Source organism: Pseudozobellia sp. WGM2 (assembly GCF_017810075.1).
Lineage (GTDB): Bacteria > Bacteroidota > Bacteroidia > Flavobacteriales > Flavobacteriaceae > JADNYK01.
This window is the reverse complement of sequence record NZ_JADNYK010000004.1, coordinates 114,730-140,508: the sequence shown is the minus strand read 5'-3', so window position 1 is coordinate 140,508 and position 25,779 is coordinate 114,730. Positions and strand designations below refer to the sequence as shown.

The following is a 25,779-nucleotide window of genomic DNA, read 5'->3' as shown; positions in this document are numbered from 1 at the left end:
GTACAGAGTTCTATGAAAAGTAACGTCTCGAGCTTGAAAACTTAAAAAGTCAAATACAAATGAATTTTAAGATTACTGATGCTGATTTTTAAGAACAATTAACAGTTCGAAGACCTCTTTAGCGCTTTCTATTTTTATTCAAATCATAAAAAGGGCGTATTTTTGCCTGCTGAAAACCAAATTCAGCCACAAATAATGCAAAAGCTCAAAAATTTACTGTTTTCCACAAGATTGATGGCAATACTTTTTATGGCATTTGCTGTTGCAATGGGCTTCGGTACCTTCATCGAAAGCAAGTATAGTACCGAAACAGCAAGAATTTGGATATATAACGCATGGTGGTTCGAAGCCATAATGGTGTTCTTCGTTATAAATTTTGTTGGAAACATTAAACGATATAGACTGTTAAGGTGGGAAAAATGGCCGGTATTGGTTCTTCACCTTTCTTGGGTTTTGATTATTGTTGGCGCGTTCGTCACCCGATACATAAGTTACGAGGGCATGATGCCTATTCGAGAAGGCGAGGCGGAAAAAGTTTTCTATTCAGATAAAACTTTTTTAACCGCTTTCGTAGATGGTCAAATTAATGGTGAACCGAAAAGAAAAACGTTACAGGAAGATTTGATCGTAACAGCCCAAGATATTAAAACGAATTTACCTTGGAACTCCGATTTTAATGGGCAACCTTTTACCATTTCTTATGTAGATTTTATTGAGGGGGCAGAAGAAGGGTTGATTCCCGATGAAAACGGAAAAGAATATCTCAAAATAGTAGAGGCTGGTGACGGTCAACGCCATGAACATTACTTAGAAAACGGTCAGGTGTCCAGTATTCATAATGTTCTTTTTAGCCTTAATAAAGAGACCGAAGGCGCTATTAATATTATTTCTACGGATGATAGTTATCAAATAAAGACTCCTTTTGAGGGCAACTTTATGCGAATGGCTGACCAGTTTCAAGGCCAGGTACTAAAAGATAGCATTCAGCCGCTTCAACTGCGTTCGCTATATCAAATGGCAGGTATGCAATTTGTTATTCCTGACCCCATAGTTAAAGGTTCTTACGGAGTGGTCAAAGTTGCGAAGGAGAAAATTACAGACGCCACCCTTGATGCTTTGATCGTAGAAATTTCTTCTAATGGTGAATCGGTTCAGAAGAAGTTATTAGGAGGTAAAGGCACCTCTGAGTTTTCTGAAAAGTTAAGTGTTGGTGGCTTAGAGTTTATGTTGAGCTATGGTTCTAAGGTCTATGAGTTACCGTTCAGCATAAAATTGAACGATTTTATTGCGGAAAAGTATCCTGGGACAGAAAAAGGGTATTCTTCTTTTATGAGTAAGGTTACTGTTCAAGATGAACGACCGTTTGATTATGACATTTTCATGAACAATATTTTAGACCATCAGGGATATCGTTTTTTTCAATCAAGTTTCCACCCTGATGAAAAAGGAACTATTCTATCGGTCAATCACGATAAATGGGGTACTTGGATCACCTATTTGGGCTACTTTCTTCTATATATAGGCTTGATGGGAATTATGTTTTTTGGGAAAACCCGTTTCAAAGATTTAGGCAAATCATTAGATAAATTAAAATCTAAGAAAGCAAAACTTACCACAGTTTTGCTATTGGGGGTCGTGTTAAATTTATCTGCACAGCATTCTGCCGATGATGGCCATGACCACTCGAACGACTTGCCCACTTCGGCACAGATAGATTCGTTGATACGAACTACCATTGTTTCTGAAGAACATGCCGAAAAATTCGGAAAATTAGTGGTTCAAGATGAGGGTGGGCGTATGAAACCCCTTCATACTTTCTCTTCTGAATTACTTCGTAAACTGAGTTTAAAGGATAAGTTTCATGATATGAACGCTGATCAGGTCTTCATTTCTATGATGCTCAACCCACCCGCTTGGTACAATGCCGAATTTTTGGCCATTGATAAAAAGGGAAAAAATGATAGTATTCGAAAAGTAATCGGAGTTCCAGAAGGTCAGAAGTATGCCAAAGCCACCGATTTTTTTGATGCCACTGGAAATTATAAACTGGAGCCTTATTTACGAGAGGCAACGGCGACAAACATACCTGATAAATTTGAGCAAGATTATAAAGATGCGAATATTAGGCTAAGTGTATTAGACCAGGCGCTAAGTGGCAGAATTGTTAAGATATTTCCATTATTGAACGATGAGAACAACAAATGGATATCAGCTGTAGAATTTCGTGGCGGCCAATATCAGGTACACGATTCCCTCTATTCGAATTTTATCAAAAACTCGGTTCCATACTACTTAATGACCTTACGGAAGGCGATTACGACCAACGACTATACCGATGCCGACAAGCTGCTCGAAGCTTTTAAACAAAATCAAAAAAACCATGGTAGCGAAGTTTTGCCCTCGGATACTAAAATTGATACGGAGGTCATTTATAACAAACTTGGTATTTTCAACCAACTATGGAGGCTATACCCCATAATTGGCCTGTTTTTCTTTTTCATATTGATATTTCAAATTTTTAAGGACCGTGCCATCTGGAGGGTCGGTAACTATTTCTTTAAGGGAACGATAATTATTTTGTTTCTCTGGCATACAGTCGGTTTAATTTTACGATGGTACATTTCTGGTCATGCCCCTTGGACCAATGCGTATGAGAGTATCCTCTACGTGTCTTGGGCAACCATGGGTATGGGGCTTCTTTTTACCAAAAAGAGTGATATGACTTTGGCGTCTTCGGCATTTGTTGCCGGTATGCTGTTGTGGATTGCACATCAAAACTGGGTGGATCCAGCAATTGGAAATTTGGTGCCTGTACTTGATAGTTATTGGTTAATGGTTCATGTAGCGGTTATTGTTGCCAGCTATGGTCCTTTGTTTGTAGGTGCCATATTGGGGTTTGTTAGTCTTCTTCTTATGATTCTTACCACTAAAAGGAATAGGAAGCGTATGGAATTCAATATTCAAGAGCTGACTATTATTAATGAACTTGCCTTAACGGTCGGTCTTGTAATGCTTACTATCGGTAACTTTCTTGGAGGCCAATGGGCCAACGAAAGTTGGGGTCGATACTGGGGTTGGGATCCAAAAGAGACTTGGGCACTTATTTCAATTATGGTCTATGCATTTGTCATCCACACCCGATTGGTTCCCGGACTTAGAGGTAAATGGACATTCAATTTCTTGAGCCTTATTTCTATAGGTAGTATTATGATGACCTATTTTGGTGTAAACTATTATTTGGTAGGTCTGCATAGTTATGGCCAAAGTGGTTCAGCAGCCATTACTCCTGATTATATCTGGTATATCGCCTTGGGTATGTTGGTGATTGGGGCGCTTAGTTTTTGGCGATATAAGGTGAACTTCGCTAAATAATTCGTTGCTAACAAATATCTAGTGATTGTAGTCTTCTTTTGATGTAATGGTTGGTTTTAACTCTAATTTCTTTAGATTTATCACCTACCAATTAAATTGTAATCAATCAATAGCAAACCATAAATGACTAGTTTGAAAAATCATTTTTTAAAAGCAGTCCTATTGGCATTAGTGCTTACGGGATGCAAATCTGAAGAAAAGAAACCGGCTTCCGAAGCAGAAAGCCTACCAAAACCCAACATTGTCTTTATTTATATGGACGATTTAGGCTACGGTGACATGAGTGCCTATGGGCCACCGAAATTTCCACCCCAAATATGGATGCCTTAGCGGAAGGAGGAATCAAGTTTACCAATGGCTATGCAACTTCTGCGACCTGTACACCAAGCCGATATGCCATTCTTACGGGGAGATATCCTTGGCGTAATGAAGATGCCAAAATATTACCGGGTACGGCACCATTGATTATCGATACAGAACAATTGACGGTACCTAAAATGCTGAAAGCCCAAGGTTATGCCACGGGTATTGTCGGCAAATGGCATTTAGGTCTCGGCAATGGCAATGTTGATTGGAACCAACGTGTATCTCCGGGGCCCAACGAAGTCGGCTTTGACTATTCTTACATTTTGGCTGCCACCCAAGACCGGGTGCCTACGGTGTATATCAAAGATGGGCATGTAGATGGCTTAGACCCAAATGACCCTATTTCGGTGGATTATAAAAATAATTTTGAAGGGGAACCAACAGGATTGGAAAATCCCGAGTTGACCACTATGAAATGGCATCATGGCCATAACAATAGTATCGTGAATGGCATCCCTAGAATTGGATTTATGAAAGGCGGCGAAGCCGCCAAGTGGAGTGATGTCGATATGGCGGATCATTTCTTGGCCAAGGCCCAAGAATATGTAAGTACACATAAGACGGAACCTTTCTTTCTTTATTATGCTTTACAACAACCACACGTACCTAGAACCCCACATCCTCGTTTTGAAGGTAAATCGGGTATGGGGCCAAGAGGAGATGTCATTTTGGAAGCAGATTGGGTAATTGGTGAGTTTATAAAAACCCTTGAGAAAGAGGGCGTTTTAGAAAATACCTTAATTGTATTTTCTAGTGATAACGGACCCGTAGTAAATGATGGTTATTACGATGATGCCGAAGAAAAATTAGGCAATCATACCCCGGCAGGAGTTTTACGAGGTGGCAAGTACAGCCTTTTTGAAGCGGGTACGCGAGTACCTTTTATGACCTATTGGAAAGGCAAGATTCAGCCAGGTGTTTCCGACGCCATGGTTTGTCAGGTAGATTTATTAACTTCATTGGCCAAGTTAGTGGGCAGTGATCAAAAGGGTGAAGACAGTAAAGACATTCTGTCTGCATTTATGGGCGAAAGCAAACAAGGCAGAAATGAACTGGTAATTGAAGCTACTTCAAGAACCGCCTTTAGGCAAGGAGTTTGGGCTATGATCCCCCCTTACAAAGGTGTAGCTATCAATAAACAGGTTAATATTGAATTGGGTAATGGCAGTGAATACCAACTATACAACCTGAAAGATGATTTGGCACAGCAGAACAATTTAGCTGCTTCCCAACCTGAAAAATTGCAACAAATGATTAAAGATTTTGAGGCAATTAGGGGCAAGGGTAATACCGATGTACAAGAGCTTGAGCTAAAGTAAACTAGTTGTTGAAAGAACGACGCCCTGAACAATAGGTTGATACCTTGTTTGTTTGGGGCGTTTTTTTTATTTCCCGCCGTTGGCTTGCAAGTCGGCCAGACATTGACTGTCGAAATCAGGGATTGTTCCGCCACTGAGCATATTGACCAACCCTTCTCCAGTTTCTGCTGTCCAGTACATTAGACAAGTGTCTTCAGTACAATGTCTGCCATGTTCCACATCTTGATGGTCTTGTTGCATTGGGGTTCCGGCATTGACCATGCCCAATAGATGTCCGAATTCATGATTTAACACTGTGCTTTCTAGAACGGTTAAGCTGGGTCCGAAGGTTTGTCCGCTAAAGCTTTTTATAGTTTCTTCGAAAATAGCGAAAGAGGTATTTCTATAGGCAATGCCCAATACAGAACCATTTTCGGTATTTTCAGAGTATTCCCCATCGAGAAAAATACCGAAGACAGCAATCGTATTGTCAATATTGTATGAGGTTCGTATATCATCTTCAATTGCCCTGATATCATTGGCAGAGTAGCTTTCCTGACCAGGAGAATCCATTTTCTTAAGCTCTAAGCTTATACCTTGAGGTTTGTTCAATCGCTGTTCTAGAAACTCCTCAAAATTTGCGATGGTATTTTCGGTAGGTTCAAAACCGTCCACATAGAAAAGTTCGAAAACTATCTCGTCAAAATTAGCAGGGCTTAAGAGGTCGTTTGCCGAATCACCAACAGATTGTTTATTCTCTGATACATCTATTTCTTGCTCATTACCATTCTCATCGGTGACGGTTTTTGGTTCGTCATGCGAATTCGTGCTAGAATTATCGTCTGAGTCCTTTGAACAAGATAGCACAATACATAAAGTTAATATGGTCAATACTTGTTTCCAAACTCTTGATATAAACTTGTTCATGATGTAGGTTTAAGTACAATATGAACGAAAAAAAGTGATCATTAGTGTAACTTTTTTTGAGCGCTATTGCTATGGTGAATTCATTTTTTTCGCATCTTTGCTTCATCATGAAGTTATAAGAATTATGTTCGATATAGATGTCATGGGCCCTAAGCCCTTGAAATAATTGAGGTTTACCCTCAATTTCTTGGCATTTTCTTCAATTTCTTTCCACATAATTTAACATCATGAGAAATCACAATAGAATAACTTTCAAAAGAATTTATCAATACTTTGTTTTGGCCATCTCGGGCAAAGACACCGAGTTTACATCGGGTAGCATACGTAAGGCAATTTTTGTGCTTTCTATACCTATGATCTTAGAAATGATGATGGAGTCGATTTTCGCCATCGTCGATATAGCTTATGTCAGCCAAGTTAGTGTAAATGCGGTAGCAACTATTGGCTTAACAGAATCAGTGGTTACCCTAGTTTATGCTGTAGGAATTGGTTTGAGCATGGCCGCGACCGCGGTGGTTGCTCGCAGAATAGGGGAAAAGAACCTCAAGGGAGCACGAGAATCGGCCGTTCAAGCCATAGTGCTAGGGGTTCTTGTTTCGGTTGTCGTAGGTATAGTCGGTCTGCTATATTCCAAAGAAATTTTGGCCTTAATGGGCGCTGAACCAGACCTGATAGCGGAGGGCCACAGATATACTCAATTGCTCTTAGGGGGTAATATTACCATTTTATTGCTGTTTTTGATTAATGCTATTTTTCGAGGTGCAGGTGATGCCGCTATTGCTATGTGGGCGTTGGTGCTATCTAACGGACTCAATATAATATTGGACCCCATTTTTATCTTCGGATGGGGACCAATTCCTGAATACGGGGTAACTGGAGCTGCAATTGCCACAAATATAGGTAGGGGAACAGCAATTCTATTTCAATTAGCAGTTCTTTTCTTTGGATGGAGCAAGATACAAATTGGGTTCAAAGACATCGTCGTAAGACTCAACGTAATGTTTAATTTACTTAAAGTTTCGTTGGGTGGCATAGCTCAATTTTTAATCGGTACATCTAGTTGGGTATTTTTAATGCGAATGATGTCGGAATTTGGTAGTGAAGTATTGGCCGGTTATACGATAGCGATTCGAGTTATGCTCTTTACCCTAATGCCATCATGGGGTATGAGTAACGCGGCTGCAACATTGGTCGGTCAAAATTTGGGTGCTGACCAACCGGAAAGAGCGGAAAAATCGGTTTGGGTTACGGGCAAGTACAATGCCTATTTTATGGCATTGGTTTCTTTGGCTTATTTGTTCTTTGCCTATGATATCGTCGGTTGGTTCAACGATAACCCTGTAGTAATTGAAAATGGAGGTTTATGTCTACAGATTATTGCCGCGGGTTATGTATTCTATGCATATGGTATGGTAGTGACCCAAGCTTTTAATGGCGCCGGGGATACGGGCACACCCACTAAAATCAATTTTTTTGCTTTCTGGCTGTATCAGTTACCATTCGCTTACTTGGCTTCAACAACCCTTGGTCTTGGTGCGATGGGGGTTTTTATAGCTATCACCTCTGCAGAAGTACTTTTAGCCATTATTTCGATAATTTGGTTCAAAAGAGGGGCCTGGAAAAAAGTTCAGGTATAATTTTAATACCTTTAACTCTGATTAAGAAATGAAAAATGAAGAATGAAAAATAAAGGTCTAAATACAATTTGCACACATATTGGTGAAGTGGAAGATAAGCAGTTTAAGGGCGCAATATCCCCTTTGTATATGAGTACTTCCTACGCCTTTGAAGATGTTGAAGCTAAGCGATATCCCCGCTATTTTAACACACCGAACCAAGAAGCATTATGTAGAAAGATAGCTGCTTTGGAACATACTGAAGCGGCACTTATTTTTGGTAGCGGAATGGCTGCGATAAGTACCGCATTGATGAGTTTTTTGAAGTCAGGAGATCATATCGTGTTACAGCAAACTTTATATGGTGGCACCTATAATTTGATTACAGAAGAATTTCATAAATACGGAATAGAGTACTCTTTTACCGATGGGTGGGCGGTTGAAAATTTTCAGGCCAAAATTCAAAAGAATACCAAGGTAATCTATATAGAGACGCCTTCAAACCCATTGCTGACGATTACCGATTTAGATGCCATAGGTAAGCTAAGTAAAGAACATGGTCTAGTTTCTATGATCGATAATACGTTTGCGAGTCCGGTCAATCAAAACCCCATTGATTTTGGTATCGATGTGGTGATTCACAGTGCTACCAAATACATGGGAGGCCATTCAGATATTCTAGCAGGCGCGGTGGCATCATCAGAAGAGCATATCTCAAGAATTTTTGCCTTGGCAAAAAATTTTGGTGGCAGTCTCAGTGATTATACAGTTTGGTTGTTAGAACGCAGCATGAAAACAATGGGTATTCGTGTGAAAGCGCAGAATGACAACGCACAAAAAATGGCAGAGTATTTAGAAGCTCATAGCGATATCGCCGCGGTATACTACCCAGGTCTAACCAGTCATGCTGAACATGAACTTGCCAAGGCACAAATGAATGGTTTTGGTGGTATGTTATCCTTCGAACTAACTAAAAATTTAAATGCTTCACAATTTCAGAAAGCACTACAATTGATAAAACCCTCAATGAGTTTGGCGGGCGTGGAAAGTACTATGTTATCGCCCACTTTGACATCACATGCCCTAATGAGTGCAGATGAGCGAGAGCGTCAAGGTATTCGTGATGGATTGATCCGTTTTTCCGTAGGAATAGAAGAATCCGAAGATTTGATTGCCGATATCGAGCAAGCATTACAGAAAGTAAGGTCGAGTGCAATGGTCTCAACAAAATAGAAATAAAGTATAAACTTCAATTATAGCAGACCTAAGGTTCGTCTGTAATTTGTAGTCTAGAAAATAAAAGAATGAAATTAGATATTTTGGCTTTCGGTGCCCACCCTGATGATGTAGAACTTGGGGCAGGCGCAACCATTGCAAAAGAAATTGCCAACGGTAAAAAAGTAGGAATTGTCGATTTGACCAAAGGAGAGTTGGGCACTAGGGGTTCTGCCGAAATTCGGTCTAGAGAGGCTGCGGCTTCGGCAGAAGTACTCGGAGTATCAGTTCGTGAAAATTTGGGGTTTGCCGATGGGTTTTTCAAGAACGACCAAAATCACCAGATAGAGGTCATTAAAATGATTCGAAAATATAGGCCCGAAATTGTGCTCTGTAATTCGATAGAAGATAGGCATATTGATCACGGTAGAGGTAGCAACTTAGTCAGCGATGCTTCTTTTTTAAGTGGATTGGTCAAGATTGAGACCAAATTTAAGGAAGAAGATGTGTTTCAAGAACCTTGGCGACCAAAATGGGTATATCACTATATTCAATGGAAAAATATCGATCCTGATTTCGTGGTCGATGTTTCCGGCTTTATGAAAACAAAAATGAAAGCTATTATGGCCTATACATCCCAATTTCATGATCCCAATAGTGAAGAACCGGAAACTCCGATAAGCAGTAAGAATTTTATTGATAGTGTAAATTATAGGGCTAGAGACTTGGGCAGGTTAATCAATACAGAATTCGCAGAGGGCTTTACTACCGAAAGACACGTTGCGGTTCGGTCATTGGGCGATTTAATTTAAGCAGTTTTTTTGTACCTTTTTTTAGATTTGGCTTTCGATTTAGGCAAGGTAAAATGGAAGGTACTGCCTTTTCGTTTTAAACTGTTCACCCATATTTTGCCCTCGTTCTTTTCAATCATTTCTTTGCAGAGGGGCAGCCCTAGACCCGTACCTTTTTCATTATTGGTACCGTAGGTGGTCACATTTGAGTTTTTTGCAAAAAGCTTATTTATTGTCTCTTGATCCATACCTATACCTGTATCACGAATCGAAATTTGCCAGTGATCGTTTTTTTCAAGTGACGAAATGGTTACCATACCATTCTCGGGTGTAAACTTAAGGGCGTTGCTTATAAGGTTGCGAACAACAATATCGATTTGGTTTTCATCTGACCAAGCCATGGTGTTCATAGTTAGATGACTTATAAGACGAATTCCTTTATTCTCGGCTGTTTCAGACAATAAATGAATATTGTCATTTACAATACTGTCTAATGCCACTACACTGGGCTTAGTTACGGCACCGTTCATTTGAGTTTGACCCCAAGATAACAAGTTGTTGAGAGTGAAGGAAATATGGTCGATGTCATGCCTGAATTTCGGAATGAACTCCATGAATTCGCTCTGCCCAATTTCACCCTCCTTAAACATTTTAAGCAGACTTTGAAAAGCACCGATAGGACCCCTCAGGTCATGGCCGATAATAGAGAATAAACGGTCTTTTGTTCTATTGATTTCTCTTAGTTCAACTTCTCTTTTCTCTAGATCTTCGGTTTTTTGATGTAATTCTTTATTTAGCCTTTTTTGAATACTTTCACTGCGCCTCATTAAAAAGGTGACTGCAATAAAAATCAATAATATGGCCAAAGCCGCATGAATATAGTTTCTCTGCGTTGCTAGTTGTTTTTTGTTTTCATCGATTAGCGCCATTTTTTGCCTATCATGCTCTAATTTATTTTTTAGCATGTTCAGACTAGTTTGATTTTCTGTTCTCGACAGCGTGTCGGTTATTGATTGGTATATCTCGTGATATTTTAGGGCAGATTCATAGTCTTTATTGTATTTGCTGACTTTATATAAGGTCACGGCACATTTTTGTTGTCCTTCTTTAAATTTTATACGGTCTGAAATTTCAAGTGCCTGTAATGCATATTTTTCAGCAAGAGCGAAATAGCCTAAACCGAAATGAGCTTCCGCCATACCGTTGAATAGGTCTATTTTCCCTCTTTGGTCTTGCAATTTCTTGTGAAGCATTTCACTTTGATTGTACCAATATAGAGCCCATTTGTTTTTATTCTCTTTGAGATAAGTTTTCCCTTTAATTTCGTAGGCGTAGGCGAGCCAATCCATAATTTTATGTTTCTCGAAAACTGTAATACTTCTGTTCACATTGAACATGGCGTAATCTAACTTACCCATATCCGCATAGATCGAAGCAACATTGCTCATGCTTTCGGCTGAAATGATTTCATCACCTATTTCGTCGTTTATTTTTTTGACTTTCTTATAGAATTCTAAAGCTTGTTCATAGTCTTTTTGAACTGCATACAGATTTGCAACGTTTTCGTTCATTATCGATAGCATAAGGTTGGCCTCAGATGCATTGGCCATATCGATTCCTTCTAAGTAGTGGGTTAAGGCCTTGGCATAGTCACCCTTATACGAAAACTCACCGGCTAGATCATTTTTAGCTCTTAATGCTAATCTAGGGTTGTTTGCAGACTTACTTATATCAAGAGCTTCTTGATAGAATTTTATAGCTTCACTATGATTTCCCTTATCAGAATAGAAATTAGCAATACCTATTGAAGATATGCTCTTGCCCTTTTGATAGTTAATTGACTTGCTAAGATTTAAGGCAAGTTTAGATAACAGCAAAAGACTATCGGCTTTATAAAAACGTTGTTCGCTACCTAAATCATTTATTAAATTGATATAGACTGAATCTTTGAGAGTAAAATCGGGCTTATCTTTTAATTTCTTAATCTTATTTTCAATATCAGCTCTATTGTTTTGCTGTGAAAATGCTGAAAACGTGAATAGGAGCATAGCTCCCAAGATAACGTGACGTATCTCAGAAATAAGTACTAAATTGAAAAAATAAAGTTTTCGGCGATACATAAATTGGGCCATATTTCATCACTAATGTATATCGCTTACCCCTGTACTTCTAAAAAATTGTTGTGAAACGCTTGAAATTGTGTGTTTTGTCGGTCGATGTGTGTATTTCGTCGATGATTTAGGTATTCTTTGAAATTTAGCTCATAAACACATTCAGTCTTTAAAAATGAAAAATGCACAATTTGATATTAAAATAACGACAGTTTTATTTTGACAGATTGTGTAAAAAAAATTACCTTTGCCACCGCTTGTGAATAGAGGGCTTGTTTTGGTACTTTAAAGTAATTCTTAACGAGCAGCTAAATTGATTTTCGCAAGTTCTGAAATGGTGGTTGTAGCTCAGCTGGTTAGAGCGCTTGATTGTGGTTCAAGAGGTCGCCGGTTCGAAACCGGTCTTCCACCCTTAAAGATAGAAAGTCCTTCCAAAATGGGAGGACTTTTTTATTTACCGTATGATACAGTAATTGCGTCTAAATAAAAAGCCCCGATTCAAGTGAATCGGGGCTTTTTGATTGTGTTTTAGTAGCTTATTCTAAAATTTTATCGACTATCACACGTTGTTCTCTATTTGCGACTTCCCAGGCTGTATGAAAAATTAGTCGGGTACGATTCTCAAGTAGGTCGTAATTTATTTTATCAGGGGTATCTCCGGGTCTGTGATAATCATCATGGGTACCATTAAAGTAAAATATAATGGGAATATTATTTTTAGCGAAATTATAGTGATCGCTTCGGTAGTAGAAACGATTGGGGTCATTTTCATCATTGAAAGTATAATCTAATTCAATATTGGTAAACTTAGTATTGACCTCTTCAGATAGTTCGTGCAAGTCGGTACTCAATTTATCAGAACCGATTAGGTAAATGTAATTTCGCTCACCGGTTCGTTTAGGGTCAATTCTACCGATCATATCAATATTTAAATTGGCAACGGTTTGCTTGAGCGGAAAAATTGGTTCGATATCAGTGTAATACCTTGATCCCAATAACCCCTTTTCTTCACCCGTAACATGTAAAAAAACGATAGATCTTTTGGGTCCTTGGCCATCTTCGGCTGCCTGCTTGAAGGCTTGTGCAATCTCTAAAAGTGCTACTGAACCAGACCCATCATCATCGGCACCATTATTAATTTCACCATCAGGTGATACACCAATGTGATCTAAGTGCGAAGAAATAACAACATATTCTTCGGGTTTTTCAGAACCTTCGATTACGGCCACTACATTTTCTGAAACCACTCCGTTATTTTGGCTTTGTACATCTATTTTCAAAGGTACCGTCAATGTCTTACCCTTTTTTTGTGTAGCTATATTGGGCAATATGGCATTGGCAAGTTTTGAATTGATCCAGAAAGTGAAAAAACCACCTGTAGAGTCATTTGAAAGCTCCATTCTACCACTATCATTGCTCTTCATCCAATCGAACCTGCTCTTAAAACGTGGAAAATTTGCTTGATCAAAATACAGCATTCCTTTAGCACCTTTACTGGTAGCAAGTTCCATGCGTTTACCCATTGATTCTGACATGTTGCTCCAAACTGATTTTTTACTGCTACCAGAGATTTTATAGTTTCCATTGTCGTCAACAGGTTCTCCGGCTTTGATCAGCACGATTTTGCCCTCAACGTCGAGATTATTATAATCAGAATAATTACCCGATTCGATACCGTAACCGGCATAAACTATATGGTCATAAGATCCTTGAGCCCTAGAAAAAGTTAAAAAATCAGTTCCTAAAGGGTACTCTTTTCCATTGACCGTCAATGATCCTTTTGGCAGTTGGCTTACTTCTAAAGGTACATTTTGAAAGTAATCACCATCTTTCTTCGCGGCGGGAATATCCATGGTTTTATATTTTTCCCTTAGATATTCGACTGCTTTCTTTTGTCCAGGTTTACCAGTTTCACGTCCTTCAAAATCATCAGAAGCATAAATATAAAGATGCTCTTTAAGTTCTTCCTCTGTTATAGTTTCAGCATAAACCTTGGGACTTTTAGGGGTGTAAGTAACTTCACTTGTCTCAGAAATAGTTTTCTGAGAAGAATTACATGCCATAACCATACCCATGGTCATCATTATCAATTTCTTCATTGTTTATTTTTTACAATTTGCAAAGCGGTATGCAACCATTTAGGGCTGCAAAACAAAAAAATATACCACGCGGTAAATACCTAATAATGGTGTCGTCAAAATTTTTCAAAAATAACGAAAACAAATAGAATATACTCTTTGCAAGAAAACCAATTATGTTGTGCGATGTTTACGTTTTTTGGTATCTTGACCGCTAAAGCAAAAATCGACCCAACATACTTTAACTTATGAGATTTTTAAAAATTGCAATATTTTTTTGCGCAGTAGGTATTTGTTTAACGAATTGTAAACAGAATAAGAAAGAAAAAATGAAAGAAACCCCAACTCAAACTGAAGAAAGCATACTTTCTGACCATTTGAATGTTAAAAATTTTGAAACTGTAATCGACGGTGATTCGGTTAAGTTGTACACCTTAAAGAATAAAAACGGAATAGAGGTGACGATTACCAATTATGGTCAGCGGCTTATATCTCTGCACGTACCGGATAAGAATGGCAATTTTGAAGATGTGGTATTGGGTTTTCCCGATTTAAAGAATTATATGGCGAAAAAGAATTTTTACGGGGCAACTATCGGAAGGTATGGCAATCGAATAGCTAAAGGGGAATTTGAAATCGATGGTAATTCCTATGATTTGGCCATAAATAATAATGAAAACCATTTACACGGAGGGATTAAAGGTTTTGAAAGTGTAGTTTGGGGTGTAGATGCGGTTAATGATAATGAAATAGTTTTCAGTAGAACATCACCAGATATGGAAGAGGGGTACCCAGGAAAACTGGAAGTAAAAGTAACCTATACGCTTACCGATAGCAATGAGTTAAAGATTAACTATACGGCAAATACCGATAAGCCTACCTACATAAACCTTACCCACCATTCATTTTTTAATTTAAAGGGAGAAGGCGAAGGTACGGTCAACGACCATATCTTAATGTTGAACGCCGATAGCTTTACACCTGTGAATAATGGATTAATACCTACGGGTGAGATTAAAAATGTAGCTGGTACGCCGTTCGATTTTACCGAACCAAAATTAATAGGGGAAGATTTAGAAGTTGAGAACGAACAGTTAAAGTATGCGAGTGGCTATGATCACAACTTTGTATTAAATGAGAGTCCCAAAAACGAAGAAGGCCTAGTGATGGCAGCAAGGGTGATTGAACCCAAAAGTGGTCGCACGATGGAGGTATATACAGACGAGCCAGGTATACAATTTTATGGCGGCAACTTTTTGACCGGAGCCGACATTGGCAAAAGTGGTAAACCGTATGTTTTCAGAGGGGCTTTCTGTTTAGAGACCCAACATTACCCAGATTCACCGAACCAACCTAATTTTCCGAGTACACGATTAGACCCAGGGCAAACCTATACTTCTAATTGCGTTTACAAATTTGGTGTTCAAGAAAACTAAATAGTGTTATTTATTCAGACGGCCTAATTTGTTTATATTCTCATAAAGCTAACTTGATGGAACTATATTGGTTAATATAGTATCGATAATAGCTAAAATCGACAAATTTATTTTTTGCACTTACATCTATTTTTGTAGAAGTGAAAATTAAATAAATCTCTATGAAATTTGAATGGAAAGGCGTTATGCCAGCTGTCACTACAAAATTTACAGATAACGACTCGATAGATTTAAAAATGTTTACCAAGAATATCGAGGCCCAAATCGATGCTGGGGTTCATGGTATTGTTTTAGGAGGGTCATTGGGTGAAGCAAGTACATTAACCCGCAGTGAGAAGATACTTTTGATAGAAGAAACTGTTAAGATTGCCAGGGGTAGAATTCCGGTAATAATGACAATTGCCGAGCAGGCTACCAAAGAAGCGATCGACGCGGCGAAAGAGGCTGAAGATAGTGGTGCTGATGGGCTCATGGTGCTGCCTCCTATGAGATACAAGTCTACCGATTTTGAAACGATAACCTATTTTAAAGATATCGCGAAGAGCACCGATTTGCCCATTATGATTTATAATAACCCCGTTGATTATAAGATCGAGGTGACCGTCGATATGTTTAAAGAGCTAATAGAGATGAAAAACATTGGTGCGGTAAAAGAATCAACCCGTGATATTATCAATATTGGTAGGTTGCGAAACGAATTCGGCGATGGCTTGAAGATACTCACCGGGGTAGACCCATTGGCTTTAGAAAGTTTGTTGATCGGTGCCGATGGATGGGTAGCTGGTCTGGTATGTGCTTTTCCTGCTGAGACAGTAGCGATTTACGAATTGGCGAAAGCTGGTTACGTAAAAGAAGCAACTGAAATATACAGATGGTTTTTACCATTGCTAGAATTGGATATTAGTCCGCAATTGGTTCAAAATATTAAACTGGCAGAAGTAGCGACCGGTATAGGTACAGAAAATGTTAGAAAACCTCGATTGCCCTTACAGGGGGGCGAAAGGGAGCGAGTCTTACAAGTAATCGAAAAGGGACTTAGCACTAGACCGAAATTACCCGATTATAAGAATTTGACCACACTGACCAAAAAAGCTTTGGCATAATTTAATTTACCGCTTGGCTTAGAGAAAAAGGCTATGTATTAGATTATTTCCATAGATTATAATCTTCTCTTAAATGCTTGACTTCTATCTTCAAATATGGTAGATTTCAACAGTCAGTTATAAACCTCAAATTCTCTTAAAATGATTACAGGAAAAAACTATATAGGAAGTGATTTATCGGCTCTAGGAAAAGAGACATATACCACTTTTGATCCAAAACAGAATACAGCCACAGACTGGCAATTTCATGAAGCTACAAAAGATGAAATTGAAACCGCGGCGTTAAAAGCTCAAGAAGCTTTTCTTGAGTACAAAAATTATTCTGGTGCGCGAAAGGCAGAATTTTTGGTTGCTATTGCTGAAGAAATCGAAGCCTTGGGTAATGAGCTGATTGAAGCCTATACCAGAGAATCCGGTTTGCCCGAAGGTAGGGCCAAAGGGGAACGAGGAAGAACAATGGGGCAGCTGCGAGCTTTTGCTACTCTTTTAAAAGAAGGTTCATGGGTTGAAGCCACCATAGATACCGCACAACCTGATAGAGAACCGTTGCCAAAAGTTGATTTACGAAAAATGCTTTTGCCGATTGGCCCGATTGGCGTTTTTGGATCGAGTAATTTTCCTTTGGCATTTTCCACTGCCGGCGGTGATACAGCAAGTGCCCTGGCGGCAGGTTGCCCGGTAATTGTTAAAAGTCACCCCATGCATGCGGCTACTGGTGAGCTTATTTCTTCCGCTATTGTGAAGGCTGCGGAACGAACAGGTATGCCAGAAGGAGTTTTTTCCAATTTGAACAGTAGTGGAATAGAAGTAGGTAAACAATTGGTGCTGCACCCGGCTATTAAAGGGGTTGGTTTTACAGGTAGCATAAAAGGTGGAACGGCACTCTACAAATTAGCGGCAGAGCGTGAAGAGCCTATTCCAGTTTTTGCCGAAATGGGTAGTATCAACCCAGTAGTCGCCCTTCCGTCAGCTTTATCTGAAAACGGCACCGACTGGGCTACAAAATATGCAGGTTCTATAACCTTGGGAGCTGGTCAATTCTGCACCAACCCAGGACTTATTTTAGGTATAAAAAGTGAATCTTTAGATCAATTTATAAAAACGTTGGGTAGTGAAATCTTAAAGCTTGATCCGTCATGCATGCTTCACCCGAATATTCATAGTAATTATGAAAAGGGCAAGGAAGAACTATCTCATCAGGGCGGTATAGATGTTGTTGCCGATTATGAAGCCGATAGTGCACCGAATTACGGAAAGCAGAAAGTACTCACGGTAGCGGGAGCCGATTTTATGAAGAACCCAAAACTTCATGAAGAAGTATTTGGCCCTTTTTCTGTTGTCGTTAGATGTGATGATGCAAACGAACTTACCGCTGTGATCAATCGCCTTGAAGGGCAATTGACAGGTACAGTTTTGGGTGAAGCTTCTGAATTTGAATCTTTTTCACAAACTATAGATGCATTACAGAGCAGGGTAGGGCGAATTATATTCAACGGGGTACCTACAGGTGTAGAGGTATGCCCTTCTATGCACCACGGTGGTCCGTTTCCCGCAAGTACAGATAGTCGCTTTACTTCGGTAGGCACTTCGTCTATTAAAAGGTGGTTAAGACCTGTATCGTATCAAAATTGGCCGCAAGAATATTTGCCAGATGCGTTGAAAGATGATAATCCGTTAGGTTTAATGAGAATACTTGACGGCGAACATACCGATTCGAAGGTGGGTTAGCCTCTTTAAGCAAACATTTTGAATGGCTAAATCTATTTTCACCTGCATTGATGCCCATACCTGTGGCAACCCTGTTAGGGTAATTGCTAAGGGAGGCCCAGAACTCATTGGCTTAAGTATGAGTGAAAAAAGGCAGCATTTTATTAAAGAATTCGATTGGATCCGTAAAGGCTTAATGTTTGAGCCGCGGGGGCACGATATGATGAGTGGTAGTATATTTTATCCACCCAGTGATCCTAAGAACGATTTCGCCATTCTTTTTATCGAGACCAGTGGTTGTTTACCTATGTGCGGTCATGGTACGATAGGGTCTATAACCATTGGTGTTGAAGAAGGACTGATTATACCGAAAACCCCTGGTAAAATTCGTATGGAAGCTCCGGCAGGCTTGGTAGAAATCGAGTATAATATGTCTAATGAGAAAGTAGAGTGGGTAAAACTGACCAATGTAAAATCATATCTGGCGGCTACTGAACTCACGATCAATAGCTCTTCTCTGGGTGAGTTGGTCTTTGATGTTTCCTACGGAGGAAATTTTTACGCGATTATTGATCCCCAAACTAATTTTACAGGTGTTCAAGATTTTTCGGCCAGTAAACTCATTCAGTTCAGTCAGGAAATCCGAGAAAAAATCAACCAAAAATATGTTGAGCGATTCGTACATCCGGAAGATAAAACCATAAAAGGAGTTAGTCATGTTTTATGGACAGGTACTACGATATCACCTTTGGCCACTGCCAGAAATGCAGTGTTTTATGGTGATAAAGCTATTGATCGATCGCCCTGTGGCACCGGCACGTCTGCTAGAATGGCCCAATGGCACGCCAAAGGTAAATTGAAACTCGGTGAAGAATTTATTCATGAAAGTTATATAGGGTCTCAATTTGTGGGCAAAATAGAGAAAGAAACGAGTATTGGTGGTCAGATTGCCATAAGCCCAAGTATTCAGGGCTGGGCAAAAATATATGGTTATAATACCATCACCATCGATGATGACGACCCGTACGCTTATGGATTTCAAGTGATTTAAAATAGAGAATATTGAGCAAGAATATTGTAATTATTGGGGGTGGTATTATCGGACTGAGTTCAGCTTATTATTTACAAAAAGAAGGACATCAGGTCACGGTAATCGATAAATCGGATATTACCTCAGGAGCTTCTTTCGTTAATGCCGGTTATATAACTCCCAGTCATATAGTACCATTGGCTTCGCCCGGTATGATTGCCAAGGGCATAAAAATGATGTTTAATTCTGCCAGTCCGTTTTATATGAAACCCCGTTGGGATACTGAATTTTTCAAGTGGGCGTGGCACTTTCATAAATCATCGACCCATGCCAAGGTAGATAAAGCGATACCGGTTATAATGGATATTAATCTGCTGAGCAGAGAATTATTCTCCGAAATTAAAGCTTCTAACGATTTGGGCAGTTTTCAATTGGAGCGTAAAGGCCTATTGATGCTATACAAAACAAAGAATGCTTATGACCATGAAAAAGCGGTTGCCAGAAAAGCGAACGATTTGGGGCTTGAGGTTTCCGAACTCGATAAAAAGCAGCTAGAACGTATTGAACCTAATGTCAAAATTAACGCAGAGGGTGCCATTCATTATGAATGTGACTGGCATACTACACCTACTCAAATTATGCCGAAAATGCTTCAGTACTTAAAAGACGTAGGGGTAGTGGTGAAAATCAATGAAGAAGTATTGAATATTGAGACGAATAATGCGATGGTGAAAAAAATTATTACTTCTAAGGGCTCATATCTAACAGACGAGCTTGTTCTTGCCGCAGGGTCTTGGAGCGGTAGAATAGCAAAACAATTAGATTTGAAACTTTCGTTACAGGGAGGAAAAGGATATCGTATCAACGTAAAAAGGAATACGGGCATAAATATGCCCGCCATATTGATGGAATCAAAAATGGCCGTTACCCCTATGGTCGGTTTTACCAGATTTGCGGGTACTATGGAGTTTTCAGGCAATAATGCTTTTATAAGAAAAGAAAGGGTGGAAGCAATTGCGGCAGGGGCCAAAAGATTTTACCCCGATTTAGAGATTACACAAGAAGAAAAAGAAAGTGCAAAAACCGGATTACGACCTGTTTCTCCTGATGGACTTCCATATATCGGGAAATCATCAAAATTTAAGAACCTGACTTTTGCAACGGGTCATGCAATGATGGGCTGGAGTTTAGGGCCCGCCACAGGCAAATTGGTTTCTGAAGTTATCGATGAAAAGAAAACGTCAATGGATATATCCGCCTTTAATCCCAACAGAAAGTTTTAGTTGGGTTGAATCATATCCCAAAGGTTACCGTACAAATCTTTAAAGACCACAACGGTACCATAAGGCTCTTCTCGAGGTTCTTCATTAAACTCAACACCTTTACTTTTCATCGTTTCGAAATCTTCCCAAAAACGATCGGTATAGAGAAATAGAAATACGCGACCGCCACTCTGATTGCCCACCGCGTTTTGCTGAACCTGATTAACTGCCTTGGCAAGTAACAAATTGCAGACATATTTGTCTTCAGAACCAACAGTAACCCACCTTTTACCTTCACCAATTTCGGTATCTTCGAGTAATTTAAAACCTAGTTTTTGTGTATAAAACTCAATGGCTTCATCGTAATTGTTCACGAGTAAACTGACCTGTGCAACTGATTTTTTCATTCAATAATTTTGAAAGTTTTTTTGTTTGGTCAGGTGCCATTCTTCCTTCAGAATTCCGTAACAACATGTGTTTCTTTTGAAGCCATCAAGCAGATACACGTTTTTTCTAAGAATTCCTTCTAAAACACCACCCAACTTTTCAACTGCCTTTCTGGACCGCAGGTTGCGCTCGTCGATGCGAAATTCAACTTTTTCAAAGTCCATCACATCAAATGCATGGTTCAACATCAAAAATTTGATATTCGAATTTAGTCCGCTCCCGTGAAATTCCCTTCCGATCCAAGTTGATCCGATATGCAATACTTTATTTCGCCAATCAATATTCATGTATCTCGTAGTTCCGGCAAAACTTTGTTTGGTCTTGTCATAAATGATAAAGGGAATGCTAGTTTTATTCGTTTGCTGCTCGAGAGCAATTTCCACATAATTTTTTAAAGAATCGGCCGATTCAATATCTGAAGGAGAATATTGAACCAACTTCTCTTGAGAGGCAATGGAAGAAAGCTCTTTAAAATTTTCTAAGGTGAGTGGAGAGAGCTTAACGAAGCTGTTTTCTAAGGTGAAGGTTTTTATCATTCTACAAGCTTATTGATCAGTTCTTTTTTTACTTCATGCTTTCCCTCAAAAATAATCTGTTCCACAGAATCACCGAATAATTCGTTCATTTTTTCCTCTTCGGCCTTGAGTCGATCGACATTGATAAATTCATCTTTATCGCCTACCAATAGAGTTACCTTCGTATTATTCTTCTGTAAAAATTCAAAATCGCATTTTCTCAATTCATTTGGTAGGCCACCGGCGTATAAAACCAATTGTTTGCATTTAAGCTTTTTTTGTGCCACCCAACGTGATGCGATCGACACCCCTTGAGAAAATCCGAAGATAATAAGGTTACAGTTTTCAGGTATGTGTTCTTGGTGTAGTACACTATCTAGATACGCAATTACATTTTTAGTTTCTCTTGCTGTATCTTCTTTGGTTAGCCAGCTCGCCCCGACGTGGCGGTATTTACTGTTGAGATAATATTTAGACGGTGCCTGTGGAGCAATTATATAGTTTTCGTCTTTTTGTAAATCATCAAAATATTTTAAAAAATAACGACTTAGATAACCGATACCATGTAGAACGACCCAAACATTTTTAGTCTTGTTGCCTAGCTTGTTCAGGGTAGAATAAGAATTGGTACTGACATAACTTACAGTTTTCTCTGTTGTGTTCATATTAAAATCTCTGATCAAGTAGGGGGTTAGTGATGGGCTATTGTTTAATTTTACCAAAAATATAATTTATGGAGGGCTACAAAGAAAAAATACTGAAAGTTTGTAACAAGTCGTCGGAAAACACACTTATGGAAACTTTGGAAATCGAGTATACCGATGTAGGAGCCGACTTTTTAGTTGCAAAAATGCCAGTGAACTCTAAGGTACATCAACCTGATGGTGTTCTTCATGGTGGGGCCATGGTGGCTTTGGCCGAAAGTGTCGGTAGTATGGCCTCTTATATTTTTCTTGATGCCCAAAAATTTGCCATTCGTGGTATAGAAATATCCGCGAATCATGTGAAGAGTGTGCGTGATGGCGATGTATTTGCCAAGGCTACTCTTTTGCATAAAGGCCGTACTACTCAGGTTTGGGATATAAAAATCACGAACTCAAATGATGAACTGGTTTCCATTTGCAAATTGACCACTATAGCATTGCAGAAGCAAAAATGATTCAAACAGATTTTTTTGAAAATATTGAGGAACAATTTTCAAATGAGCTTCCTCTTGTAGTTTATCGCAAACCCAAAGAAGCAAACTTGAAAGCTCTTTTTCAAGATGAAGATAATCTGGTGTCGGTTAAAGATTTTACCGAAACCGGTTTTGTATTTGCGCCCTTCGATCAAGAAAAACCCACTTTACTTCTTAGGCCCGACCAATTTTTTGAACTAGAAACTTTCGACACCGAAGATTATGATTCAAAGCACACTTTACCACTTATCAATGTTGATGAAAAAAAGGAATTTCATCTTAGATTGGTCGAAAAAGGACTCGCTGAAATTGAACGAGGAAATTTTGACAAAGTGGTCTTATCAAGATGCCTGCGAGTACCTATGGAATCGAAGCCTTTAAATTTGTTCAAAAAACTATTGGGAAAATATGAAAACGCCTTTTGTTATTTATGGTATCACCCAAAGGTAGGACTTTGGATGGGAGCTACCCCTGAAATTTTACTGCGGGTAGAAAACAAAAAGATGACGACCATTTCGCTGGCCGGAACCCAAAAATTTCGAGAAAATGAAAATATCAAATGGGAAAAAAAAGAATTAAAAGAACAGAAATTTGTTACCGATTATATCGTCGATGCGTTGGAGGGTAAAGTATCAAATTTGACTTTAGGTGAAACCGAATCGATTCGAGCAGGAAATCTTCTTCACTTGCGTACCAAAATATCGGCAAATTTGAATGATGATGGGTTGAACAATGTTTTAAAGGCTCTCCACCCAACTCCGGCTGTTTGCGGGCTTCCCAGAAAAAGTTCTGAAGATTTTATTTTGGCAAACGAGAACTATGCAAGGGAGTTCTATACCGGGTATTTGGGCGAGCTGAATTTTAAGGTAGAGAGAAAAAGAAACTCGCGAAGGGCCAATCAAGAAAATCAAGTTTACCGAAGCATCTCTAAACAATCGACCCTATTTGTAAATCTTAGATGTCTAAAATTACTGGGTAACGAGGTTCTTATTTATGTAGGTGGCGGAATTACAAAAGAATCCGACCCAGAAAATGAGTGGGATGAGACCGTTTCTAAAAGTAAGACCATGCTTAACATTTTGTAACGGCTAGTGTTGGGTCAAGAAATGTAGGCGTTGTATTTTTGTGCTTAATGAAACATTCAAGCATACCCTCTGCCCAATTGGTGCTTCAACACTGTAAGGCCAAAAAAATAAAGAATATTGTTATTTCGCCTGGTTCAAGAAATGCACCTTTGACCATTGGTTTTACCGAAGACCCCTACTTTTCATGTTTTAGTATCGTTGATGAGCGTAGTGCAGGTTTTTTTGCTTTAGGTATTGCCCAACAGCTAAACGAACCCGTTGCTGTGGTCTGTACCTCTGGTAGTGCTCTGTTAAACTACTACCCGGCGGTCGCGGAAGCCTTTTATAGTGGTATACCATTAGTGGTCATATCTGCAGACCGCCCAGTTTATAAAATAGATGTGGGCGATGGGCAAACCATACGTCAAGACGATGTTTTTCATAGGCATATCGGTCACTCGGCAAATTTAAAACAAGATGTAAGCCATTCGGTCAACCGGGTGCAGAAATATATGCCAGACTGGCTAGGTACCGCATCCATTTATGAGAAACAAGATGAGGTAAAAACCTATAATGATTCTGAACTGAACAAGGCTTTGAATATTGCGCTTCAAGTGAAACTTCCCGTTCATGTGAATGTACCTTTCGAAGAGCCTTTGTACGATACCTTGACAAATGAAACTACAACTGCATTGACCGTTGAGGTTAAAGAAGAAAGTCCGCTAACTGTAGAAAACATAGAAGGGTTTTTAGAAGAATGGAATTCCTCCGAAAGAAAGATGGTGCTTGTCGGGGTGAACCCTCCGAATACAGTAGAACAGATGTATTTAGATATTCTGGCTTCTGATTCTTCGGTAATAGTTTTGACCGAGACGACATCCAATATACATCACCCCCATTTTTTCCAAAGCATTGATAGTATTTTAGCACCTATTGAAAAATCAGAAAAAAGAGAATTGTTATTTGAGCAATTGAAGCCAGATATTCTTCTAACATTTGGAGGCCTGGTCGTTTCAAAAAAAATCAAAGCATTTTTAAGGGAACATAAACCTTTACACCATTGGCATATTGATGAAATAAAAGCTTTTAATACCTTTTTCTGCTTGTCTCATCATTTTAAAACAAATGTCAACAATTTCTTTGATCAGTTCATAAAGGGTACAACACCGATAGAAAGTAAGTACTTCCATTTTTGGAACGAAAAGAAGGAAGCTTATAAAAGGAAAAGATATATATATTTTGAACAAATCGCTTTTTCTGATTTAAAGGCGTTTAAGTTTTTGATTGAGAGTATTCCGTTTGAATATCAGATACAACTATCTAATAGTTCTACAGTTAGGTACACTCAACTTTTTGATATGCATTTTTCGAACCGTATTTTTTGCAATAGAGGAACAAGTGGTATCGATGGTAGTACCTCGACGGCGGTAGGTGCTGCTTTTTATGATAAAGCCCCAACTGTTCTAATTACGGGAGACCTTAGTTTTTTTTACGATAGTAATGGATTGTGGAACCAATATGTCAGACCTGATTTTCGAATTGTAGTAATTAACAATAATGGGGGAGGCATTTTTCGAATACTACCTGGAAAGGAGGAAACTGATAATTTTGATAGGTATTTTGAGACTTCTCACCATCTATCTTGCAAACAAATCAGTAAGCAGTTCGGTTTTGATCATTCAATCGTTTCTGACGAAGAAAGTTTAAATCAGTGCTTAAAAGATTTCTATTTGCCGTCGAATTCTCCTAAAATACTTGAAGTAGTTACCCCGAGATTATTGAATGACAAAATTTTGCTCGGTTATTTTGATTTTATATCTTAGGCTAAATATTAACCTTAATTAATTATAGACACTAACTATTATGAGTAAGAGAGACGATTTAATTGCCAAGTACGCAACAGACATTAAAGATAAATTCGGTGAAAGTGCCGATATGGATCTTTTAACAAAAGTAACCGTAGGTCTCGGTCCGGCGATTTACAATATCGATGCTTCAAAGGTCTCTGGGGGAGACCAAAAAGAGCTGGAGACTGTCAAGAAAAACTACCTGATAAAAAAATTGGGTATGGCTGATAGTCCTGAATTAATGGACGCGGTTAAACAAGTCGTTGAGAAATACGGTTCGTCTAACAAGAACAAACATAGAGCGGTAGTCTATTACATGTTGTGCAAGCATTTTGATAAAGCTTCTGTCTACAACTAATCGCTTTAAACTTTAAATAACCGCCTGTTCTACAATAGGCGGTTTTTTTATACCCGATT

General features: G+C 38.9%; 19 protein-coding genes, 1 tRNA gene and 1 pseudogene. 15 read left to right on the top strand and 6 right to left on the bottom strand.

Annotation, left to right across the window (positions count from 1 at the left end; translation table 11 throughout):
* The first annotated feature begins 195 nt into the window (after positions 1-195).
* Both ccsA and IV512_RS10475 read left to right on the top strand, forming a co-directional pair.
* The gene (ccsA, locus tag IV512_RS10480) at positions 196-3,372 is read left to right on the top strand and encodes a cytochrome c biogenesis protein CcsA (protein WP_245224736.1); all 3,177 of its coding nucleotides are present in this window, start codon (positions 196-198) and stop codon (positions 3,370-3,372) included.
* Between the two features lie 123 nt (positions 3,373-3,495).
* Positions 3,496-5,057 (top strand): annotated as a pseudogene (locus IV512_RS10475) (arylsulfatase).
* Positions 5,058-5,123: 66 nt separating this feature from the next.
* Here IV512_RS10475 and IV512_RS10470 read toward each other — a convergent pair.
* A complete protein-coding gene (locus IV512_RS10470; protein WP_245224728.1) occupies positions 5,124-5,963 on the bottom strand; it encodes a membrane metalloprotease in 840 nt (279 codons plus the stop codon).
* Positions 5,964-6,190: 227 nt separating this feature from the next.
* Between IV512_RS10470 and IV512_RS10465 the strand changes: the two genes are divergently transcribed.
* From IV512_RS10465 to bshB1, 3 genes are all read left to right on the top strand, one after another.
* Positions 6,191-7,600: an MATE family efflux transporter gene (locus IV512_RS10465; protein ID WP_209403118.1), complete on the top strand. Its 1,410-nt coding sequence runs from the start codon at positions 6,191-6,193 to the stop codon at positions 7,598-7,600.
* A 42-nt stretch (positions 7,601-7,642) separates the two neighbouring features.
* A complete protein-coding gene (locus IV512_RS10460; protein ID WP_209403116.1) occupies positions 7,643-8,812 on the top strand; it encodes a PLP-dependent aspartate aminotransferase family protein in 1,170 nt (389 codons plus the stop codon).
* Positions 8,813-8,883: 71 nt separating this feature from the next.
* Positions 8,884-9,606: a bacillithiol biosynthesis deacetylase BshB1 gene (gene bshB1 / locus IV512_RS10455; protein ID WP_209403114.1), complete on the top strand. Its 723-nt coding sequence runs from the start codon at positions 8,884-8,886 to the stop codon at positions 9,604-9,606.
* Here bshB1 and IV512_RS10450 read toward each other — a convergent pair.
* Complete coding sequence (locus IV512_RS10450) at positions 9,603-11,633, bottom strand: tetratricopeptide repeat-containing sensor histidine kinase (RefSeq protein WP_209403112.1); 2,031 nt, start codon at positions 11,631-11,633, stop codon at positions 9,603-9,605. The genes bshB1 and IV512_RS10450 overlap by 4 nt on opposite strands.
* A gap of 399 nt (positions 11,634-12,032) precedes the next feature.
* On the opposite strand from IV512_RS10450, the gene IV512_RS10445 reads away from it, so the two are divergent.
* Positions 12,033-12,108 (top strand) — tRNA-His (locus tag IV512_RS10445).
* A gap of 124 nt (positions 12,109-12,232) precedes the next feature.
* On the opposite strand, the gene IV512_RS10440 is transcribed toward IV512_RS10445, so the two are convergent.
* Positions 12,233-13,795, bottom strand: a complete 1,563-nt coding sequence (locus IV512_RS10440) for a M28 family metallopeptidase (protein WP_209403110.1) — start codon at positions 13,793-13,795, stop codon at positions 12,233-12,235.
* A 308-nt stretch (positions 13,796-14,103) separates the two neighbouring features.
* Between IV512_RS10440 and IV512_RS10435 the strand changes: the two genes are divergently transcribed.
* The 5 genes from IV512_RS10435 (at position 14,104) to IV512_RS10415 (ending at position 20,333) form a co-directional block, all read left to right on the top strand.
* On the top strand, positions 14,104-15,210 hold the full coding sequence (locus tag IV512_RS10435) for an aldose epimerase family protein (protein WP_245224727.1): 1,107 nt from the start codon (positions 14,104-14,106) through the stop codon (positions 15,208-15,210).
* 161 nt (positions 15,211-15,371) lie between these two features.
* The gene (locus tag IV512_RS10430; RefSeq protein ID WP_209403106.1) at positions 15,372-16,313 is read left to right on the top strand and encodes a dihydrodipicolinate synthase family protein; all 942 of its coding nucleotides are present in this window, start codon (positions 15,372-15,374) and stop codon (positions 16,311-16,313) included.
* Positions 16,314-16,454: 141 nt separating this feature from the next.
* Complete coding sequence (locus IV512_RS10425) at positions 16,455-18,041, top strand: aldehyde dehydrogenase (NADP(+)) (protein WP_209403104.1); 1,587 nt, start codon at positions 16,455-16,457, stop codon at positions 18,039-18,041.
* 22 nt (positions 18,042-18,063) lie between these two features.
* Entirely contained in the window at positions 18,064-19,071 is a 1,008-nt protein-coding gene (locus IV512_RS10420; protein WP_209403103.1) for a 4-hydroxyproline epimerase, read from the top strand.
* A gap of 11 nt (positions 19,072-19,082) precedes the next feature.
* Positions 19,083-20,333 carry an FAD-binding oxidoreductase gene (locus IV512_RS10415; RefSeq protein ID WP_209403101.1) on the top strand — a complete coding sequence of 417 codons (1,251 nt, stop codon included), beginning with the start codon at positions 19,083-19,085 and terminating at the stop codon, positions 20,331-20,333.
* Here IV512_RS10415 and IV512_RS10410 read toward each other — a convergent pair.
* Genes IV512_RS10410 through IV512_RS10400 form a run of 3 tightly spaced genes read right to left on the bottom strand, consistent with a single transcriptional unit; the run spans position 20,330 to position 21,939 of the window.
* The gene (locus tag IV512_RS10410; RefSeq protein WP_209403099.1) at positions 20,330-20,719 is read right to left on the bottom strand and encodes a VOC family protein; all 390 of its coding nucleotides are present in this window, start codon (positions 20,717-20,719) and stop codon (positions 20,330-20,332) included. The genes IV512_RS10415 and IV512_RS10410 overlap by 4 nt on opposite strands.
* Positions 20,720-21,295, bottom strand: a complete 576-nt coding sequence (locus IV512_RS10405; protein ID WP_209403097.1) for a GNAT family N-acetyltransferase — start codon at positions 21,293-21,295, stop codon at positions 20,720-20,722.
* Positions 21,292-21,939: an alpha/beta hydrolase gene (locus IV512_RS10400; protein ID WP_209403095.1), complete on the bottom strand. Its 648-nt coding sequence runs from the start codon at positions 21,937-21,939 to the stop codon at positions 21,292-21,294. The genes IV512_RS10405 and IV512_RS10400 overlap by 4 nt, the downstream gene beginning before the upstream one ends.
* Positions 21,940-22,007: 68 nt before the next feature.
* On the opposite strand from IV512_RS10400, the gene IV512_RS10395 reads away from it, so the two are divergent.
* From IV512_RS10395 to IV512_RS10380, 4 genes are read left to right on the top strand one after another with little or no spacing between them, the layout of a single operon-like run.
* On the top strand, positions 22,008-22,433 hold the full coding sequence (locus IV512_RS10395; RefSeq protein WP_209403093.1) for a PaaI family thioesterase: 426 nt from the start codon (positions 22,008-22,010) through the stop codon (positions 22,431-22,433).
* On the top strand, positions 22,430-23,536 hold the full coding sequence (locus tag IV512_RS10390; RefSeq protein ID WP_209403091.1) for a chorismate-binding protein: 1,107 nt from the start codon (positions 22,430-22,432) through the stop codon (positions 23,534-23,536). Before IV512_RS10395 ends, IV512_RS10390 begins: the two co-directional genes overlap by 4 nt.
* 47 nt (positions 23,537-23,583) lie before the next feature.
* A complete protein-coding gene (gene menD, locus IV512_RS10385) occupies positions 23,584-25,338 on the top strand; it encodes a 2-succinyl-5-enolpyruvyl-6-hydroxy-3-cyclohexene-1-carboxylic-acid synthase (RefSeq protein ID WP_209403089.1) in 1,755 nt (584 codons plus the stop codon).
* 40 nt (positions 25,339-25,378) lie between these two features.
* The gene (locus tag IV512_RS10380; protein ID WP_209403088.1) at positions 25,379-25,720 is read left to right on the top strand and encodes a DUF2853 family protein; all 342 of its coding nucleotides are present in this window, start codon (positions 25,379-25,381) and stop codon (positions 25,718-25,720) included.
* Positions 25,721-25,779: the final 59 nt, after the last annotated feature.

What these genes read in the sequence shown, in the direction of transcription:
- IV512_RS10420 (WP_209403103.1), top strand. Translation starts at nt 18,064, where the DNA reads ATGGCTAAATCTATTTTCACCTGCATTGATGCCCATACCTGTGGCAAC.
- menD (WP_209403089.1), top strand. Translation starts at nt 23,584, where the DNA reads ATGAAACATTCAAGCATACCCTCTGCCCAATTGGTGCTTCAACACTGT.
- bshB1 (WP_209403114.1), top strand. Translation starts at nt 8,884, where the DNA reads ATGAAATTAGATATTTTGGCTTTCGGTGCCCACCCTGATGATGTAGAA.
- IV512_RS10400 (WP_209403095.1), bottom strand. Translation starts at nt 21,939, where the DNA reads ATGAACACAACAGAGAAAACTGTAAGTTATGTCAGTACCAATTCTTAT.
- IV512_RS10440 (WP_209403110.1), bottom strand. Translation starts at nt 13,795, where the DNA reads ATGAAGAAATTGATAATGATGACCATGGGTATGGTTATGGCATGTAAT.
- IV512_RS10460 (WP_209403116.1), top strand. Translation starts at nt 7,643, where the DNA reads ATGAAAAATAAAGGTCTAAATACAATTTGCACACATATTGGTGAAGTG.
- IV512_RS10435 (WP_245224727.1), top strand. Translation starts at nt 14,104, where the DNA reads ATGAAAGAAACCCCAACTCAAACTGAAGAAAGCATACTTTCTGACCAT.
- IV512_RS10380 (WP_209403088.1), top strand. Translation starts at nt 25,379, where the DNA reads ATGAGTAAGAGAGACGATTTAATTGCCAAGTACGCAACAGACATTAAA.
- IV512_RS10390 (WP_209403091.1), top strand. Translation starts at nt 22,430, where the DNA reads ATGATTCAAACAGATTTTTTTGAAAATATTGAGGAACAATTTTCAAAT.
- IV512_RS10465 (WP_209403118.1), top strand. Translation starts at nt 6,191, where the DNA reads ATGAGAAATCACAATAGAATAACTTTCAAAAGAATTTATCAATACTTT.
- IV512_RS10430 (WP_209403106.1), top strand. Translation starts at nt 15,372, where the DNA reads ATGAAATTTGAATGGAAAGGCGTTATGCCAGCTGTCACTACAAAATTT.
- IV512_RS10425 (WP_209403104.1), top strand. Translation starts at nt 16,455, where the DNA reads ATGATTACAGGAAAAAACTATATAGGAAGTGATTTATCGGCTCTAGGA.
- IV512_RS10450 (WP_209403112.1), bottom strand. Translation starts at nt 11,633, where the DNA reads ATGCTCCTATTCACGTTTTCAGCATTTTCACAGCAAAACAATAGAGCT.
- IV512_RS10410 (WP_209403099.1), bottom strand. Translation starts at nt 20,719, where the DNA reads ATGAAAAAATCAGTTGCACAGGTCAGTTTACTCGTGAACAATTACGAT.
- ccsA (WP_245224736.1), top strand. Translation starts at nt 196, where the DNA reads ATGCAAAAGCTCAAAAATTTACTGTTTTCCACAAGATTGATGGCAATA.
- IV512_RS10395 (WP_209403093.1), top strand. Translation starts at nt 22,008, where the DNA reads ATGGAGGGCTACAAAGAAAAAATACTGAAAGTTTGTAACAAGTCGTCG.
- IV512_RS10470 (WP_245224728.1), bottom strand. Translation starts at nt 5,963, where the DNA reads ATGAACAAGTTTATATCAAGAGTTTGGAAACAAGTATTGACCATATTA.
- IV512_RS10405 (WP_209403097.1), bottom strand. Translation starts at nt 21,295, where the DNA reads ATGATAAAAACCTTCACCTTAGAAAACAGCTTCGTTAAGCTCTCTCCA.